A 15,530-nucleotide genomic window follows, 5' to 3' on the forward strand; every position below is an offset into this window, starting at 1 on the left:
ACAAGGCGACGGGGAGGGGGTGACCCTGAGGCAAGCGGCCGACGGCACTTCTAGACACTATCTATTGCAGTACAAAGTTAGTCATCTCCTCCCTAATCGCCAACCAACAACAATAAGCAGTATAAGTAATGAAAGTAGAAGACTTCCAGAACAAGATTGCCAGCATGCAGAAGCATGAACTAGAGCTCGTGGAGCGTGGCGAGATCCCGAGCGAAGCGCTGCCCTATGGTCAGCGTCTGACGGTCGAGGCATACAACAAGGTGCTGGAGGAAGGCGGCGTGCACGTCTATCGCTTCGTGAATGACACGGAGGCTATGCGCTCTGGTCAGATCATGACGGCGCACAATAGCAAGCGCCAGCCTTCGGGCTCACGTAGGTGGCTCGCCTACCGCCACCGCAAGAGTGCCCTCGCGGGGCATCTGCTCTTCCTCGGATGTATCACAGAGCCGCGCACCAAGCGCTCGTAGGCCATGAGCTGCACCGAACAGGAGGTAGCGCAGCTGCGCTCGGTCGTCGAGACGCTATCTGAGACTGTAGCGCAGCTCCGTGGAGAGGTGGACCAGCTAAATAGGTCCCTGAACGTACGTGCTGCCGCTCAGGCTGCGATGATGGATCGCCTGAAGATGTACACCCAGCTGGAGCAGCGGCGCCACATTCTTATGATCGAGGGCTTCTGCGGGGAGCACCGGGACCAATGGATTAGCTCCAAGGATACCCTCGGGCGCCTAAGGATCAGCAACACGCAGCTGACGCGCCTAAGGATCGATGTGCTGACGATGGAGGACGCCGATAAGGTCGTCCCTAAGCGCATCCGCGCCTATCGCCCTGATGGGCTCCACTGGGTATACCAGCTGGAGGACATCCTTCGCTACGTCGCCTATTGCCACGGCAACAAGGCTGCGTGGAATGCCCCTGACGGGACATTCACCAACAACGCGGAAATGGCCGCGCACTACAAGTCGCTCCGAGAGGCAGCTGGCCTCATCCGCCAGGAGCAAAGTACACACTAACTCACATTACGACTATGAACACTAAGACAGCAAAGGTGCTGCTTGAGTCGCTGCTCTTGCTCATCGCCTTTTACTCCTTCGGCTGCCTCGAGGTGGCGGAAGATTGGCCTATGGTCCTCTTGTCCTCCCTCATCAGTATCGGATCGCTATCCGCGCTGTGCTACATGGTGTACCGCTATCACTCCCCAAAGTGCTAGGTATCCCCTAGAGACAAATCCTTCCATCTATGTGCAAGCATCGCTATCTACCACTCTACCTCGATGCCCTTGATGACGACAAGGTGGAGCGCCTGCGCTACGCCAAGGGTGAGGCAGGCTGGGGGCTCTACACAGCCCTGCTCATACGTCTTGCCTCGAACGATGAGGATGACTACCGACTGACGACGGACTTCAATTTCCTCAGATATTCGATGAAGTCTAAAGCGCCACTCAGCCTCTTCGCCTACTTGGTGAATGATTCGGGCTTGTTCGCGACCGAGGACGAAGGGCGCTACTTCTACTCCCCAAGGCTCCGCGCTGCTATGACCGAGCTGAGCCTCAAGATGGAGCGCAGAGACGACCGAGCGTCTAAGGAACTAGACGACGCTAGTGCTAGCGAAGCCACCGACAATGCGCCCAAGGCTAGAAGCCGCGCAGGCTGGACGCCTGAGAAGCGTGCCGCACAAGCGGCGCACGGTCGCACGGGCGGCGCTCTGAGTAAGCGGACCAAGGGTATTGCCTCCGAGGATAAGGGTATTGATAAGGGTATTGCTTCCGAGGATAAGGGTATTGATAAGGGTATTGCTTCCGAGGATAAGGGTATTGATAAGGGTATTGCCTCCGAAGATAAGGGTATTGATAAGGGTATTGCTTCCGAGGATAAGGGTATTGCCTCCGAGGATAAGGGTATTGATAAGGGTATTGCCTCCGAAGATAAGGGTATTGATAAGGGTATTGCCTCCGAAGATAAGGGTATTGGGGGGACTATAGGGGGGCTAAACGCCCCCATAAGGGAAAAGAATAAAAGGGTGAAGGTTAAAGATTATCTCCCCCCAAGCCCCCCAGGGGGGGGAGAGAGAGAGGAGAGGCTAAATGAAAAATTGCTTCGAGATAGGGAGGAGCTCAATGCGGCTCTAGCGGGTATCTCTGACGAGACAGAGCGAAAACGAGTAGCCGATATCCTAAATCCTCCGACCACGGACGGCAAAATATGGGCTCAGATACTCGGAGATGTGGCCTCAGAGCGCCTACACGAGCTGGATGCCTACAAGTCGATGATCTCCTACTCGGCGAAGCTGAGCCGAGAGGCCTACAACATGTGGCGCTGTTTGACCGCAGACGCTAAGGAGAAGTTGGGGATAAAGCTGGCGGAGGGAGAGATACCGAACGCATCTGATCGCGTGCTTATAGCAACTACTGCGCTCAGCCTATGGAGGAGCATGCTGGACAGGGCGGCAGGATCTCGGGACTTCCTACGGACGAACTCCTCGATGCTCAACCTCTCTTGGCTCGCCCAATATGAGAACTACGTCAAGGTCGCCAGTGGGGTCTACGATCCACCCACAGAGACCGCTACAGCTAAGCAGCCGCAAAAGACGGGGCTCTACCGAGACGCAGATACCTGGGGAGAAGACAGAAACAAAGTAGACGAGTCAAAATGGAAACTATAGCAGCAAAGGGCAAAAACGAACAGCCCAAGATCTCCAGCATAAAGAAGCTGTCGGAGATCGTCAAGTCAGGAGAGGTTATTGCGAGCCCGATCTACTCAAGGAGATTTTCCAATCCCCCGAAGGTGGAGGAGATAGATAGCGTATTCCTAGAGGAGGCCGTCAAGGTCGTACCGGGGTTCGTATGGGATGAGACCAACAACGACGCGATAACTCGAATCATCGATTGGGCAGTCGGGGATAGGTCTCGAGGGGTAGACCCGAACAAAGGCCTCCTCCTCATGGGCCCAGCTGGCACTGGAAAGACTTCGCTCCTCCTAGCGCTTAGAGCCTTCTGCCAAAGGATAGGCGCCCAGTTCTTCATTAGCCGCAAGTCCTCAGATGAGGCTGATGATGGATGGCGCCCTCTCCTTTGGATGCCTAGGCACACGATTGACGTCGTGGAAGAGTATCGAGAGTTGGGGCACATCCCCAACGTGTCCGCCCCAGTGTATGCACTAGACGACCTAGGCACAGAGGTAGACGTACGGCGCTGGGGCGAGTCGGCGGTAAACGTCATCCGCATTCTGATCGCTCGAAGGTGCGAATGGAATGCCCCCCTTCTGACACTGATATCAACAAACCTCGACGCCCACGCTCTCCAAGAGCGCTACGACGACCGCACTATCTCACGCCTTAGGGGAGAGTTTAACATCATCCCCGTACTCGGGCGCGACAGGAGACAGCATAAGTAATCACCAATCATAGCAAACTCAATGAATAGCAGTATGCGCCCCCGCCTCATCGTAGGCCTCGATCCCGACAGCGAGGCTACGGGCTACGCTGTGCTGGACACGGAGCTGCGTCAGTTATCGCTGGCGCGCCTAGGCTTCCCTGAGCTACTCGAGTGCCTGCGCCTCCACCAAGGACAGCCCGTGCTCTACGTCCTCGAGGACGTCTTCAGCGTCACTACGAACTGGCACGTCAAGCGCGGGCAGTCCATAGCAACGGTGGCCAAGATAGGCTACGACCTAGGGCGCTGTGCGCAGACGGGTCGGATGATCCAGCAGCTGGCGCAGTCAATGAACCTCTCCCTCATCGTGCAGCACCCCCTCTCCAAGCGCTGGAGAACGCCCACGGGCAAGGTGAGCCATCAGCAGCTGCTTGGCGAGCTGCAGCGCCACCGCGTGACGCTCGCCGCCTCCCGCAGCTCACAGGACGAGCGCGACGCAGCTCTGCTCGCACTGCATCATATCGCTACCCGGCTCCCTGCGAGCCTAGATGATAATTAACAGAAGGAATACGATGCACGAACCAAATGATATAGTAATCCCCTTAGAGGAGCAGACGCCCGAGCGCTACACTATCGAGCTAGAGGAGGCTCAGCGTAACGCCCATCGCATGCGAACCGAGCTCAACAAGGCGCTAGGCTCTCTAGACGCTCTTGACCACATCATCGAAAAGGCCTCTGAGCCGAGGCTGTGGGAGGAGGACTACCACAACTACACTAAGGCTGCCGGCGACGCTCTGTGGAGCGCGATCGAAGCCACATCCCTAGCGACCTCTCAAGGACATGAAGCCAACAAGCACATTTTTGCCGTCCTGCGTGTGTTTATGCACCGAAGATGGAAGAAAATGCGACTAGAGCGTGAGGCACGCGGCGCAGAGCAAAAGGCGAAACGTAAGACGAAGAACCCCAAATAACATCATAAGCAATGACAAGAGAAGAAGTAAAAGCCCAGCTGGCGAAATCACCTCTGGAGTGGACTAGCAGCAACGAACCAGATGGAAAGAACGTGCACACGGCGACTATCCCGTTTGAGTTAGAGCCTAATAGCTTGTATGGATACTCCTTTGAGTATAGGGTAATAGAGGTATGCGGGTACGCGGATCTAGAATTAGCTATTTACGAGATAAAAGGGCACGACGAGATATCTTGCGATATCTTTTTCCACGAGGGCGAGGTGTCCGAGGTGAAGGAGTACTCCGAAGAGCACCGTCTGAACCTCGTATGCTCCCTGCTAGGGATAAAGGAATAACCATATAGAAAGCTGAAACGCAATGAAGATAGACCAAATGACGCCCCAGGACTGGAGCTCCCTCGCCGAAAAGGCGCACCGAAACGCAGTAGCAAATGGATTCTACGCCCAAACTCCCTCCGATGAGCACCTCCGAATGCTCGCCATCTGCGAGCTGGCAGAGGCTATCGAAGCCGACCGCAAGGGGCGGCGCGCTGTCGCCGACGAATGGATTGACAACTGCTCGGACAATCTCGCATTCCACGCCGGCTTCAACCATCATATCAAGGACACCGTCGAAGATGAGCTTGCCGACTTCATCATCCGATGCCTTGAATACGTCGGGTGGAGGATTGAAAAGAAAGAGTGGAGCACCAAGTTCGATGTTCCTTTTGAGTTATACCAAAAGGATGTTTGGGATACCAAGGACAAGCTGACCAATATGGCATACCTTGCCACAGATTGCATGTTTGCATACGTGCCTGATGCTATGGAGTGCGTCCTATCCTACTGTCAGTTCGCAGGCATAGACATAATGCGCTACGTCGATATCAAGATGCGCTACAGCAAGATACTCCTACTCTGGCGCAGGAAAAAGCACTAATAATCACAAAGACAAGATCATGCAAGCAATAGTATTCATATTTACGACCGGGGCCGTCGTTTTTGTCGGTATGCGCCTACTGATCTGGTACGTGCAGCGGATGAATTTCGGGGCATTGGATCGCGCCCGCCTCAAGGAGTTAGAGGTGCAGATGGCCCGTATGAAGGATCAGCTAGACGAAGTGGCCACAGGGCAGCGCTCGGATAGCCGCTACATCGGTAGAATCCTCCCCCGAATCAAGCGCTGCGAGACCGCTATAGGTATTACAGAGGGAAGACGAAAGGCGCGGCGCGAGAACCCTTTGCGTAGCGACGGAGCTATCTGGCGCGAGAACCCTTTGCGTAGGGACGAATCTAGTTTATAAGTAGGCCTTATGACTGAGATCCCATATGAAGACCCCCTCAAGGGGGTGGACGCTGACCGTATGCGCCGAATGGTTACAGCATGGGTAGTTAGTGAGGTGGAACTTAGCTTCCGCAGGAAAGGACGCGGCTATGAGGCGGAGACCCCGATAGGCAGATATCAAGTGTCACTTCAGGACGGTGTATGGTATCTCACTGACTGCTATGGATACGAGCATCATAACTTCTTCTATTCTGCTCGGGAGGCCATGGGCACAGCGATGAAACACTACCTCGATGTGGTATTGCGGGCAATGAACATCCAAGACTATGAATGAACGAAATAATGAGCACAGTGGCGCGGCCTACGTACGTGTAAGGTTGACCGCACAAGATAAAGATAACCTCACGGAACTCCGTGCTAAGCATGGGTTCAAGAGTAACTATGCTTTTCTGCAGGCCTCAGTCAGAATCACACTCAACCTCCTACGAAGGGCAGAGGAACATCAATTGAGGCTGGAAGGGGCGGGGGATGTCGCTCAGCTCTTCGCCGCACTGTCTGAGTGGGAGAACCCCGACTGGATAGAGCATACGACTCCCCGGGGCCGTGTACTGGCGGAACATCTACTTGGCCTAAGTCAGGAGGGGGACACGGAGGCTCTGCAGGCTCCCAAGACCCCTAATAAATATGAGCAGTGGTACAAAGAGTGGCTAGGCAAGGACTACAGCAGGCACTTCGCGGACTTTGCCAAGATCCCTCAGCGGGCAGACAGCAAGGGCTATACGGCACTTGATTATTATCAGTCGCTCGCTATCGAGCTATCCCGATGCCCGCTAGAGCTAGAGCGTGAGGATGAGTGGCTCGATTGGGCAGAATCTAAGGTATCGGCTAAGCTCAAAGAGCTAACGATACACAGTTCGAGGGTTCGTGAGTACTATAAGGAGAGGGGGGCTAATTCTTAGCACTCGTATAGGGGGAGGATTTTATTCGTAAGTCACGGGGCTAGGATTATCGGGCTAAGTATTCTCCCGAAGATTTAGATGTAAGTATTATGGCAAAGTACAGGCGAAGCGTCGCCTATAGTCGCTTGTTGAACACCCAACGCTGGCGCAAGCTGAGGCGTGAATACCTTAGCGCTAATCCTCTCTGTGAGGACTGCCTTATCAGAGACCTGAGCCGTCCTGCTCAGTGCGTTCATCACATTCAGCCAATAGAGCGAGCCTCAGGCAATGACGCGCTGATGGCGCAGCTGGCCTACGACTGGTCTAACCTGCGTGCGCTATGCAATCCGTGCCACAGTGCTGCTCACAGATTGCTGGGATCGCAGGGTGCTGCTGAGGCCAAAGCTCGCGCAGAGTCACAGCTACAGAGCTTTGCTCAGCGCTATCTAGCTCCAGCCGTGGCTGACCACTCAGCCAACATCAGCGAATAGTAATCCGTTCGGGAGATAATGGGGCTCGACTTGTCGCGTGATGGATGGAGCGCATAATGGATAAATAGAAAATTATTGGTTGTGTGTAGGCCAGCTCTCCGCTTGCTAGAGGTATGCCTACACTATATTGAGAGGGTAGCAGTCCGTGAGGATAGCTGCCCTTGCCTTTTTCTATAGCGACTTCGGTATCTGATGCCCTTGCCCTATGTCCCTGGCGGTATCGTCGAGATAGCGGGCCGCGCATGCCTGGTTGCCGTGGTGCTTGGCATGCTTCGATCTCCCCTATGCCTGTCTCTCTATCTTGAAGCTGCGTCGCTTGGAACGAGGCGCTTGATGTCCCCCACCCTGAGCTTTCATCACGAGCGATAGGGGTGGGGGTGTGAGCGCCATTGGATTCTACATAGCTCAGCCTCTCTAATATATGATTCCCCTATGTCGCATACCCCTATTGTACAAGTTTTTATCCTAGCCCTCTTGCGCCCGTTTTTTTGTGCTGCGGCGATACGGATGCGGTGCTATAGTGCTACGTCAGCGGTACGGCTGTGCGGCTGTGCTCCTACGGCTGAGCTGCTGCATTACTCCAGCGGGACGGCTGCGCTGCTATAGTCCTGCGCTACGGCACGGCTCCAGCGGGACGGCTGCGCTGCTATGGTCCTGCGGCGCGGCTGTGGACCTACGGGGCGGTACTGCCCCAGCGGGCGGCTGCGGTACTATGGACCTGCGGCGCGACACCACCCCAGCGAGGCGGCTGCGCTGGTATGGTCCTGCGGCGCGATACGGCTGCGACACGGCTGCGGTACTATGGACCTGCGGCGCGACACCACCCCAGCGAGGCGGCTGCGCTGGTATGGTCCTGCGGCGCGACACGGCTGCGACACGGCTGCGGTACTATGGCCCTGCGGCGCGGAGGCGCAAGCGGGACGGCTGCGCTGCTATGGCAATGAGGCGCCCCGCCTCTACTTGTGCAGGGGCGGGGCGGTTGTTGGTGTATCGTCCTCGGCTACCTTGTCAGCGCCTCGGCGTTGATATTAATCATCTGATTGAGCGCCTCCCTATCTGCGACGTAGTCGCGTAGGCTATCGCTGCAGTCGATATACATCCGTTGATCAAGCTTGTCCGTCCATATATGGGCGGAGTAGACGATGTACGTGCCGTCGGGATAGCTCTCCTCGATCACAGCGGTGTACTCCTTAATCTCGGTTACCCCTGGGGTGTTGCGCACTAGCTCCTCAGCCATCCCCTGCACGAGGTCGATGAGGTACTCATGTGCAGATTGCCAGCTGTCTACGCCCTCTACATAGTGCCTTGTTATATCGTCAAGGTACTCGGCGACGGTCTTAGGCTGCTCGATCTCGAGCCGTGCGGTCGCCTTGTAGTACTCAGCCTCTCCGCTGCATGATACGGGGACGTAGTAGTTATACTGTACATCGTGGTCGGCTGGGGTGACACCTGATACAGTGTGATAGTAGTAGGTGTTGCGGCTTGTCTGTCTCATTGTCTTGCTGTTATAATGTGGGTGATCTTGTTAATCTCTGTATAGGTATACATGCCCTGAGCTCCCTTGTAGGGTCGTATGGTATAGCTCCATGTCACGGCGCCACTCGGTGAGGTCGAGATACTGCCCCCTCCCTGTGATATCGAGGAGGTCCCTGTAATAGTCGTCTATCTCCTCTATCGTCGTCGCCCCCGTATAAGCGTCTACGTAGTCGTTATATAGTCTTGTCGCGTCGGTATCTGTAGGTACTTCGCCCCTTGACAGGGCGTAATACTCAGATGCGTACAGGGCTAGAGGCTCAAGGTCCTCAGCGGTTAGCTCCTCGCCGTATAGCTCTACTGTCTTTGTGTACAGGTCCTTGGCTTGGCTATCTAGGTGCATTATATCCATTGTCTTCATCTTTGTTGCTGTTTTTTGTATCTTTGCCTTAGCTCAGGGCGGTACAGGTCCCCGCCCTGAGCTTATAGGCAAAGCTTACGACCTTCGCCGTATGGTGATAGTCACCACCCAGGCGCGGAAGCTTAGCCTAATACTTACGCTTTTCATCTCGTTGAGTATTAGGCGCAAGCGCTTTACTATTAGGTGGCTTGCCTAGACCTTCAATAGCGGTTATCTTTAGGGGTGACCGCTATTGCTGTTTATACCCCTTTTGTCTGTGTTAGCTTGTATCCATATTTGTTGTTTCGGAGATTTGTTCCCCGTTTGCATTGCAAAGATAAGGGTAAAATACAGTCACAAGCAAACTTCAATACACTGATATTGAGGAGATTAAGATAATGACCCGGGGGGCATCATTTTTAATAATGCCCAAGAGGTCGTTATACCCTCACTCGCTCCTTTTTTTGCGCGCGAGGTGCTAAAGTTCGGTGGGGGAAGGGCGTTTGAGGGTATAAATTCGCCTAATTATAATCCTAGGAAAAACTTTGGGGGGGTATAGTCCATATCCTGCTCCTCTACTCCTTTAATATATGAGGTGCTCTATGCGCCTTGATGATGTGATATGACAAAGGAGGAGATAACCCATTTCTTTCGAGACGGCTTGCGTGCTTTGGGCTCTTATAGCCCAGCCTTTGAGCTGCTGATAGAATCTGCAGCTGAGGTTGCGGAGATACGCGCCATTGCCGCAAGCCAGCTAAGAGCAGATGGTATTGTCCTCACAGAACTTAGCCGAGAGGGCGAGGAGCGCAAGCGTTATCATCCAGCTTGGCCCGTGTTCCTTGAGTCCAGCAAGGAGCTTAGAGCCGTTCTCGGGGAGCTGGAGATGACGGTTAAGAGCGCCAAGTTTACTAGCGGTGACGAGTTCGACAAACTTAATATCAAGCTACAACAGATATACGATGAGGTCACTAAGCAATCAGGAGCTCCGCCAGCTAAAAGTCGACGTGGTCGACCAGCTAAGGGCAAAGCGAATTGACTATAGGCGGATCTCGAGGCTGGACAAGAGGCTGACGGAATACCTAAAGGGCTGCATCGGTCATCCTGATGGACATAATCTGTACGAGCTACTGGCAGTGCGCCACTTCCTCGGGATGATGGAGCGCTACGAGCTGCACGATGCTCGTGTACGTCACTTCATTACTTTCTACGAGAGTATACGCTTCCCCTCCGACCGAGGAATGCAGCGTTTCGACCTGACGCCTGTACAGGTCTTCCAGTTCGTCAGTATCATGTGGTTTTGGCATAAAGGAGGAGAGAAGCGTGTCGTGCGTGAGGCGTTGCTCTTCGTCCCCAGAAAGTTCAGCAAGACGACCTCTGTCGCATCGCTAGCTGTGTATGACCTCCTCTATGGAGATGCCAATGCACAAAGCTACGTAGGCTCGAATAGCTACGACCAGTCTCAAGTGTGCTTCTCTGTCATCAAGCAGGTGCTGAAGGCTCTCGACCCGAAGCTCAGGCGCTTCAAGGTCAACCGTGAGCAGGTCTATAACCTCTGCGCTGGTAAGACAAGCTTCGCACGCTGCTTGGCCAGTGAGGCGGACAAGCTCGATGGGCTTAATGCTTCGCTAGTGATTATCGATGAGTATGCTCAAGCGGAGAGCGATGCACTGAAGAATGTCCTTACTAGCTCGATGGGTGCGAGAAAGAACCCGCTAACGGTGGTCATCACCACAGCCAGCGACAAGAATGATACACCCTTCACCGAGATGCTCGAGGGCTACAAGGCGGTACTACGTGGTGAGCTAGATAATGATAGCATCTTCGCCCATCTCTTCGAGCCTGATGTGGATGATGAGGAGGACGATCCGAAGACATGGCGTAAGGTACAGCCTCACCTTGGTGTAACGGTTCAGGAGGACTTCTATCCCGAAGAGTGGAAGAAGGCGCAGCTGACTAGTGGCGCACGCAAGGAGTTTCGAAACAAGCTCCTGAACCTCTTTGCCCGCGATGATCGGAAGATCTGGATCGAGAGGGAGGCGATCGAGAGGCAATTTCGAAAGCTGCCTATGGAGCTGCTTCGAGGCTCAAAAGCTATGTGCGCAGTTGACCTTTCGGTCAAGGATGACTTTAGCGCTGTGACCTTTGTCCTCTTCACCCCCGGGCGAGTGGATGAGGGGACCGTTGGAGAGTGTCCATTTCACAGTATTACGTATTACTACTTCCCCGAAGGCGCGTTAGAGGGACATCCCAACAAAGAACTCTATAAGCGTTGGGCCTCAGAGGGGTATTTGATACTTTGCTGCGGGCGCACCATAGACTACCAGCAGATCGTGGACGACATCCTCTCGCAGCCTCTTTACACGCTTATGGTGGGCTATGACGCTTATAAGGCGCTGGAGTTTGTGAACCTCCTTAGCAGCGCCCCAGGTGTGGGCAAGGAGCATCTACAGGCTGTTCCACAGACAAACGGGAGCTTCAACGCAAGCGTAGATAGCTTCGAACTAACGATAGATCAGGGCAAGATCACCTTCGACCCCAACCCAATAACCGCCTATTGCTTTGCGAATGCCGTGATCGATGAGGATAGGATGGAGAACCGAAAGCCCATCAAGGAGCAGCAGACCAAGAAGATCGACGGAGCCATCACCAACCTGATGTGCTTTTGGCTGTTTCACCACTTCCAAAGTGTCGTCTAGACGACTCCTTTACATATCACTAATTGAAAGATTATGCTAGAACATATTATTCGGTACTTCAGTCGCTCACGTAGCGTTCATGCAGCCGCAAAAGAAATCACCTCCTATGACTTCATGCTCCCGCCCAGCACAGGGGCGCAGATCCGCAGTCCTGAGGCGGCTATGACGATAGCCGCTGTCTACCGATGCGTGGATATCCTATCGGGGACGATAGCAGCCCTCGATCTTGAGTATCAGCAGCGTTCGGGCAGCGTATGGCAGCTAGAAGAGGAATCCGAGATCAGCTCCCTCTTCGCTGGGGAGGCGAATGAGCGACAGAACTTCTTCGTCCTGATGCAGAATGCAATCATCCGCATGCTCCTATCGGGCAATGCCTACCTCTACCCGCGCTGGGGAAGAGACGGAGCGCTGAAGAGCCTCTGCTTGCTCTCCGATGGAGCAGTGAGCTACGAGGTGGAGCGCAACATCTACCACGTGGATGATTACACGTGGGGCGTGCATGGCTCGTTCAAGCCCAGCCAACTAATTCATCTGAAGAACAAGAGCCTCGATGGAGGCTACACAGGGGTATCAACTATCCAGTACGCAAGCGCCTCAATGAGCCTCAGCGCCAACGCTGACCGACAGACCAATGAGGGGATCATGTCGGGCAACCAGCGATCAGGATTCCTGACAGGCGGCGACGCCACAAAGGGCCTCGGAGCGCTATCCGACAGCACTGCAGACGAAGTAGCGGAGCGCATCAATCGCCAGATACGCCAAGGACATAGGATCATACGAGTGCCCGGGTCTATGTCATTCGTCGAGAGTAGCATGAGCAACTCGGATGTGGAGCTTCTGGAGATCCGCAAGTACACGGTGCTGGATGTGTGCCGTTTCTTCGGGGTGCATCCCTACATGGTGTTCGCTGACCAAAGCACGAACTACAAGGAGGCGGAGAACTCCCAAATCAACTTTCTCAATCAGACGCTCCGTCCTATCCTACGGCAGATCGAGCAGGAATTTAGCATAAAGCTTATTCCCCGAAGCCTGAGAGCCAAACGGCGTGTCTGCTACGATCTCAAGGGGTTGTTCGCCACCAGCCTCAATAGTAGGTCGGAGTACATCAAGACGAGCATTGAGTCAGGGACGATGACGCCGAACGAAGGGCGTATCCTCGAGGGCCGACAGCCTCTCGAAGGAGGCGATCGCCTATTCATAACGTGTAACGTTGCTCCAGCCGACGCCCTTGCTGCAAAATTAGAGTCCAACTATAAGCCATCGTCCGCTAAATCTATAGATAACGTATAAACTAGTCGTGACGATGAATAAGAAACATAGCCCGATCACCGAGACGCGCAGCTTTGCTGGAGCATCCGCCCCTCGGGCCACCAACTCTGAAGGGCGTACAATCGAGGGCGTAGCTATCGTCTACGAGACGCACAGCGAGGTGATGTACGACTTTTGGGAAGGTCGATCCTTTAAGGAGATTATCCACCGAGGTGCTGTAACGCCTGAGCTGCTCGCGAGCAGTGATGTACTTGCGCTCTACGAGCACCAGTCGGATAAGCTCCTAGCTAGGTCTACCTCTGGGGAAGGTACTCTCGAGCTAAGTATAGAGGAAGATGGGCTGCACTACCGCTTTGACGCACCTAGCACTCAGCTAGGTGAAGACATGCTCCAAATGATCCGACGTGGCGATCTCAGGGCTAGCTCCTTCGCCTTCGGCTTGCGCAAGGGAGACGCCCGATGGGAGGAATTGAGTGACGGCACATGGGTTCGTCATATCGATCATATCTCCTACCTAGGTGATGTGTCGATTGTCGCAACCCCGGCATACAGTTCAACCAGTGTAGACGCGCGTAGCATGGCCGCCATTAAGGAAGAGCAGATGCCAAAGCCCCCGGAGGCTAAGACAACGAAAGAACTGTCTCTGCTCGAGCGCAGAGCTGTAGCTATGCTCAATTTGTAAAATTATAGAACCAACCTATTAACCAAAACTATGGACAAGGACTTAGAAGAAATCATCGAGCTGCGTGCGCGGCTCGGTGAGCTGAACAAGAAGCGAACCTCACCAGATGGGCTCACTGATGAGGAGGAGCGATCGTTCGCTCAAGTGTGCGCGGAGATCCAAGAGCGAAGCGCCGATCGAGCTGCCCGGATCGCGATCGAGCTGTCGAGTCGAAATTCGGCAGAAGATCTCTATGAGCTCGACAAGCGATTCTTAGATCAGTCGCTCGAAGCGTTGAAGACGAACACATCGGTAGCGATCGAGTTACGTGCCGCCACCGTGACGGCAAATGTGGTCAAGAGCCGACCTGAGATCTTCCAAGAGCTGCTCAAACCTCTCGAGGATGAGCTCGTACACTCCAAGCTCGGTCTAAAGATGCAGACAGATGTCCATGGGCAGCCTGTCTGGCCATTGATCGCAGGGGTTGAAGCTCATATCAGAGACGAAGCTGTAGACCTGCAGGATAGCAATATCAGTGTAGACAAGATCTCTGCATTGCCTACGCGAGTAGGTTGCATCGTCCCTATCTCGATTCAGGCAATCAATGCCTCGAATATCAAACTGCGATCTGTGATATTCGAACGTATGGGGATGGCGATTGGGACTCTGCTGAATACTCAGCTTTTTAGCACGACCGCAACCATATCTGCTCCTAATAACGGGATTCACTCGATTCTAGCTGCGGCCTATGCATCGCCAGCAGTCCAATACGCTGCAGCTACAGGTGTAACCTTTAAGGACATCGTTGCACTCGAGACTTCTGTTCTTACTAGGAAAGTCAAGCTCAATGATTCGGCCGCATACGTGATGAATGCCAGGATGTATGGCGATCTCAAGTCTACCCCTATCGAGAAGGGGAACCCTCATATGATCCTCGAGGGTGGTCAAATCAACGGATATCCCGCCATCGTGACCAACTTCATGCCTGATGATGCCGTCCTCTTCGGCGTGTTCAGCTATTCTGTGCTCGCTGAGTATGCAGATGGCCCCCGTATCGCGGCAAAATACGACGGGCGTAAGGATGTCATGGAGTACTCTATTAACGTCGACCTCTCCGCGACAAACCTACGCGCCGAGGCCTTCGCCTGCCTCAAGAAGAAGTAATCACTATGCCTAGCTACCTCAGACTGGAAGAAGTCAAGCGTCATCTCAATGTTGAGCATGACGAGGACGACGCCTATATCACTGAGTTGATGGAGGTGGCGGAGGCGCAGCTGGCGGAGACCCTTGCACGACCGCTCTACGACGTGGAGTGTTCGTGTGGGGGGCTGCCCGCCACGCTACGGCATGCACTACGATTATTGGTGGCACGTCACTATTCGGATCGAGAGGGGTACAGATCAGGCAGAATGACAGAGCTACCCTTTGCGCTCTCTTGTCTCATCGCACCATATCGCAAGGAGTCATGAACGCAGGAGCCTTCATTCACAAGCTGGACTTCTACGGGCATGTTCGTTCGCAGAGCCTCTCTGGTGCTGTGCGAGAGCAGAGAGCCTTCCTATTCAGTGCGCGTGGATGGCTCAAATCTCAGCGCCAGAGCTACGATAAGGACGGACTAATGGCTCGTGAGGAGTTCAGCGGTGCGACACTCGTGATGGTGGTCCGTCAGGACCGCCGTCTAGACCATGTACGCTGGGTGCTCTGGCGTGATCAGCTTTTTGAGGTGATCATGCGTACCCCTCAAATTGATCGGACAGAGATGCTTTATCTAGTCAAGCGAGATGAGTAAGGACTTCGCAGAGCTGAGCATACAAGGTGACAGAGCGCTCAGTCTCTACCTCAAGCGTGCCGAGCGTATCACCGAGAATGAAAGCCTTCGAGAACCGCTCTTTGAGGCTGCGGCGGTCTATCAGCATAGGGTGTCGTCGCTTCTGCAAGCTCGCTATAAGCGTCGATGGGTAAGCCGTGACGGTAAGCGATCACGGGTGTACCCTAACCCTC

At 54.2% G+C, this 15,530-nt stretch carries 22 protein-coding genes; 20 read left to right on the top strand and 2 right to left on the bottom strand.

What is annotated here, in order from left to right:
- The first annotated feature begins 128 nt into the window (after nucleotides 1-128).
- The 13 genes from J4862_RS04230 (at nucleotide 129) to J4862_RS08905 (ending at nucleotide 7,030) form a co-directional block, all read left to right on the top strand.
- Nucleotides 129-467 (top strand): hypothetical protein, encoded by a 339-nt coding sequence (locus J4862_RS04230; RefSeq protein ID WP_211789485.1) that lies wholly within the window; start codon nucleotides 129-131, stop codon nucleotides 465-467.
- Between the two features lie 3 nt (nucleotides 468-470).
- Nucleotides 471-1,010: a hypothetical protein gene (locus J4862_RS04235; RefSeq protein WP_211789486.1), complete on the top strand. Its 540-nt coding sequence runs from the start codon at nucleotides 471-473 to the stop codon at nucleotides 1,008-1,010.
- A 14-nt stretch (nucleotides 1,011-1,024) separates the two neighbouring features.
- Complete coding sequence (locus J4862_RS04240) at nucleotides 1,025-1,207, top strand: hypothetical protein (protein WP_211789487.1); 183 nt, start codon at nucleotides 1,025-1,027, stop codon at nucleotides 1,205-1,207.
- 29 nt (nucleotides 1,208-1,236) lie between these two features.
- Entirely contained in the window at nucleotides 1,237-2,658 is a 1,422-nt protein-coding gene (locus tag J4862_RS04245) for a DUF4373 domain-containing protein (RefSeq protein ID WP_211789488.1), read from the top strand.
- Nucleotides 2,646-3,389, top strand: coding sequence for a hypothetical protein (locus tag J4862_RS04250; RefSeq protein ID WP_211789489.1), 744 nt, complete (start codon nucleotides 2,646-2,648; stop codon nucleotides 3,387-3,389). The genes J4862_RS04245 and J4862_RS04250 overlap by 13 nt, the downstream gene beginning before the upstream one ends.
- Nucleotides 3,390-3,410: 21 nt before the next feature.
- Nucleotides 3,411-3,926 carry a hypothetical protein gene (locus J4862_RS04255; protein WP_211789490.1) on the top strand — a complete coding sequence of 172 codons (516 nt, stop codon included), beginning with the start codon at nucleotides 3,411-3,413 and terminating at the stop codon, nucleotides 3,924-3,926.
- Nucleotides 3,927-3,939: 13 nt separating this feature from the next.
- Nucleotides 3,940-4,338, top strand: a complete 399-nt coding sequence (locus J4862_RS04260; RefSeq protein ID WP_211789491.1) for a hypothetical protein — start codon at nucleotides 3,940-3,942, stop codon at nucleotides 4,336-4,338.
- An 11-nt stretch (nucleotides 4,339-4,349) separates the two neighbouring features.
- Nucleotides 4,350-4,673 carry a hypothetical protein gene (locus tag J4862_RS04265; protein WP_211789492.1) on the top strand — a complete coding sequence of 108 codons (324 nt, stop codon included), beginning with the start codon at nucleotides 4,350-4,352 and terminating at the stop codon, nucleotides 4,671-4,673.
- 22 nt (nucleotides 4,674-4,695) lie between these two features.
- On the top strand, nucleotides 4,696-5,256 hold the full coding sequence (locus tag J4862_RS04270; protein WP_211789493.1) for a hypothetical protein: 561 nt from the start codon (nucleotides 4,696-4,698) through the stop codon (nucleotides 5,254-5,256).
- Nucleotides 5,257-5,275: 19 nt separating this feature from the next.
- A complete protein-coding gene (locus J4862_RS04275) occupies nucleotides 5,276-5,620 on the top strand; it encodes a hypothetical protein (RefSeq protein ID WP_211789494.1) in 345 nt (114 codons plus the stop codon).
- A gap of 9 nt (nucleotides 5,621-5,629) precedes the next feature.
- Nucleotides 5,630-5,935: a hypothetical protein gene (locus tag J4862_RS04280; protein WP_211789495.1), complete on the top strand. Its 306-nt coding sequence runs from the start codon at nucleotides 5,630-5,632 to the stop codon at nucleotides 5,933-5,935.
- On the top strand, nucleotides 5,928-6,560 hold the full coding sequence (locus J4862_RS04285) for a hypothetical protein (RefSeq protein ID WP_211789496.1): 633 nt from the start codon (nucleotides 5,928-5,930) through the stop codon (nucleotides 6,558-6,560). The genes J4862_RS04280 and J4862_RS04285 overlap by 8 nt, the downstream gene beginning before the upstream one ends.
- Nucleotides 6,561-6,649: 89 nt before the next feature.
- Entirely contained in the window at nucleotides 6,650-7,030 is a 381-nt protein-coding gene (locus J4862_RS08905) for an HNH endonuclease (protein WP_211789497.1), read from the top strand.
- A gap of 1,000 nt (nucleotides 7,031-8,030) precedes the next feature.
- Here the strand turns inward: J4862_RS08905 and J4862_RS04295 are convergent.
- Together J4862_RS04295 and J4862_RS04300 are read right to left on the bottom strand one after the other, a co-directional pair.
- Nucleotides 8,031-8,525, bottom strand: a complete 495-nt coding sequence (locus J4862_RS04295) for a hypothetical protein (protein WP_211789498.1) — start codon at nucleotides 8,523-8,525, stop codon at nucleotides 8,031-8,033.
- Nucleotides 8,526-8,555: 30 nt separating this feature from the next.
- The gene (locus J4862_RS04300; protein ID WP_211789499.1) at nucleotides 8,556-8,924 is read right to left on the bottom strand and encodes a hypothetical protein; all 369 of its coding nucleotides are present in this window, start codon (nucleotides 8,922-8,924) and stop codon (nucleotides 8,556-8,558) included.
- Nucleotides 8,925-9,525: 601 nt separating this feature from the next.
- Here J4862_RS04300 and J4862_RS04305 point away from each other — a divergent pair.
- From J4862_RS04305 to J4862_RS04335, 7 genes are read left to right on the top strand one after another with little or no spacing between them, the layout of a single operon-like run.
- Nucleotides 9,526-9,939, top strand: coding sequence for a hypothetical protein (locus J4862_RS04305; RefSeq protein ID WP_211789500.1), 414 nt, complete (start codon nucleotides 9,526-9,528; stop codon nucleotides 9,937-9,939).
- Entirely contained in the window at nucleotides 9,863-11,599 is a 1,737-nt protein-coding gene (locus tag J4862_RS04310) for a terminase TerL endonuclease subunit (protein ID WP_211789501.1), read from the top strand. Before J4862_RS04305 ends, J4862_RS04310 begins: the two co-directional genes overlap by 77 nt.
- A 33-nt stretch (nucleotides 11,600-11,632) precedes the next feature.
- Complete coding sequence (locus tag J4862_RS04315; protein WP_211789502.1) at nucleotides 11,633-12,889, top strand: phage portal protein; 1,257 nt, start codon at nucleotides 11,633-11,635, stop codon at nucleotides 12,887-12,889.
- Between the two features lie 13 nt (nucleotides 12,890-12,902).
- A complete protein-coding gene (locus tag J4862_RS04320) occupies nucleotides 12,903-13,550 on the top strand; it encodes an HK97 family phage prohead protease (RefSeq protein ID WP_211789503.1) in 648 nt (215 codons plus the stop codon).
- 30 nt (nucleotides 13,551-13,580) lie between these two features.
- On the top strand, nucleotides 13,581-14,693 hold the full coding sequence (locus J4862_RS04325) for a phage major capsid protein (protein ID WP_211789504.1): 1,113 nt from the start codon (nucleotides 13,581-13,583) through the stop codon (nucleotides 14,691-14,693).
- 5 nt (nucleotides 14,694-14,698) lie between these two features.
- Nucleotides 14,699-14,998: a head-tail connector protein gene (locus J4862_RS04330; protein WP_211789505.1), complete on the top strand. Its 300-nt coding sequence runs from the start codon at nucleotides 14,699-14,701 to the stop codon at nucleotides 14,996-14,998.
- Nucleotides 14,995-15,318, top strand: coding sequence for a hypothetical protein (locus J4862_RS04335; protein WP_211789506.1), 324 nt, complete (start codon nucleotides 14,995-14,997; stop codon nucleotides 15,316-15,318). The genes J4862_RS04330 and J4862_RS04335 overlap by 4 nt, the downstream gene beginning before the upstream one ends.
- Nucleotides 15,319-15,530: the final 212 nt, after the last annotated feature.

This window comes from Porphyromonas sp. oral taxon 275, assembly GCF_018127745.1.
Classification (GTDB): Bacteria; Bacteroidota; Bacteroidia; order Bacteroidales; family Porphyromonadaceae; genus Porphyromonas.

Excerpts from the sequence above, each read along its gene's own strand:
- J4862_RS04310 (WP_211789501.1), top strand. The coding sequence starts at position 9,863 with ATGAGGTCACTAAGCAATCAGGAGCTCCGCCAGCTAAAAGTCGACGTG.
- J4862_RS04285 (WP_211789496.1), top strand. The coding sequence starts at position 5,928 with ATGAATGAACGAAATAATGAGCACAGTGGCGCGGCCTACGTACGTGTA.
- J4862_RS04320 (WP_211789503.1), top strand. The coding sequence starts at position 12,903 with ATGAATAAGAAACATAGCCCGATCACCGAGACGCGCAGCTTTGCTGGA.
- J4862_RS04280 (WP_211789495.1), top strand. The coding sequence starts at position 5,630 with ATGACTGAGATCCCATATGAAGACCCCCTCAAGGGGGTGGACGCTGAC.
- J4862_RS04330 (WP_211789505.1), top strand. The coding sequence starts at position 14,699 with ATGCCTAGCTACCTCAGACTGGAAGAAGTCAAGCGTCATCTCAATGTT.
- J4862_RS04305 (WP_211789500.1), top strand. The coding sequence starts at position 9,526 with ATGACAAAGGAGGAGATAACCCATTTCTTTCGAGACGGCTTGCGTGCT.
- J4862_RS04270 (WP_211789493.1), top strand. The coding sequence starts at position 4,696 with ATGAAGATAGACCAAATGACGCCCCAGGACTGGAGCTCCCTCGCCGAA.
- J4862_RS04250 (WP_211789489.1), top strand. The coding sequence starts at position 2,646 with ATGGAAACTATAGCAGCAAAGGGCAAAAACGAACAGCCCAAGATCTCC.
- J4862_RS04255 (WP_211789490.1), top strand. The coding sequence starts at position 3,411 with ATGAATAGCAGTATGCGCCCCCGCCTCATCGTAGGCCTCGATCCCGAC.
- J4862_RS04235 (WP_211789486.1), top strand. The coding sequence starts at position 471 with ATGAGCTGCACCGAACAGGAGGTAGCGCAGCTGCGCTCGGTCGTCGAG.
- J4862_RS04325 (WP_211789504.1), top strand. The coding sequence starts at position 13,581 with ATGGACAAGGACTTAGAAGAAATCATCGAGCTGCGTGCGCGGCTCGGT.
- J4862_RS04240 (WP_211789487.1), top strand. The coding sequence starts at position 1,025 with ATGAACACTAAGACAGCAAAGGTGCTGCTTGAGTCGCTGCTCTTGCTC.
- J4862_RS04300 (WP_211789499.1), bottom strand. The coding sequence starts at position 8,924 with ATGAAGACAATGGATATAATGCACCTAGATAGCCAAGCCAAGGACCTG.
- J4862_RS04275 (WP_211789494.1), top strand. The coding sequence starts at position 5,276 with ATGCAAGCAATAGTATTCATATTTACGACCGGGGCCGTCGTTTTTGTC.
- J4862_RS04315 (WP_211789502.1), top strand. The coding sequence starts at position 11,633 with ATGCTAGAACATATTATTCGGTACTTCAGTCGCTCACGTAGCGTTCAT.
- J4862_RS04265 (WP_211789492.1), top strand. The coding sequence starts at position 4,350 with ATGACAAGAGAAGAAGTAAAAGCCCAGCTGGCGAAATCACCTCTGGAG.
- J4862_RS04230 (WP_211789485.1), top strand. The coding sequence starts at position 129 with ATGAAAGTAGAAGACTTCCAGAACAAGATTGCCAGCATGCAGAAGCAT.
- J4862_RS04295 (WP_211789498.1), bottom strand. The coding sequence starts at position 8,525 with ATGAGACAGACAAGCCGCAACACCTACTACTATCACACTGTATCAGGT.
- J4862_RS04260 (WP_211789491.1), top strand. The coding sequence starts at position 3,940 with ATGCACGAACCAAATGATATAGTAATCCCCTTAGAGGAGCAGACGCCC.
- J4862_RS04245 (WP_211789488.1), top strand. The coding sequence starts at position 1,237 with ATGTGCAAGCATCGCTATCTACCACTCTACCTCGATGCCCTTGATGAC.
- J4862_RS08905 (WP_211789497.1), top strand. The coding sequence starts at position 6,650 with ATGGCAAAGTACAGGCGAAGCGTCGCCTATAGTCGCTTGTTGAACACC.
- J4862_RS04335 (WP_211789506.1), top strand. The coding sequence starts at position 14,995 with ATGAACGCAGGAGCCTTCATTCACAAGCTGGACTTCTACGGGCATGTT.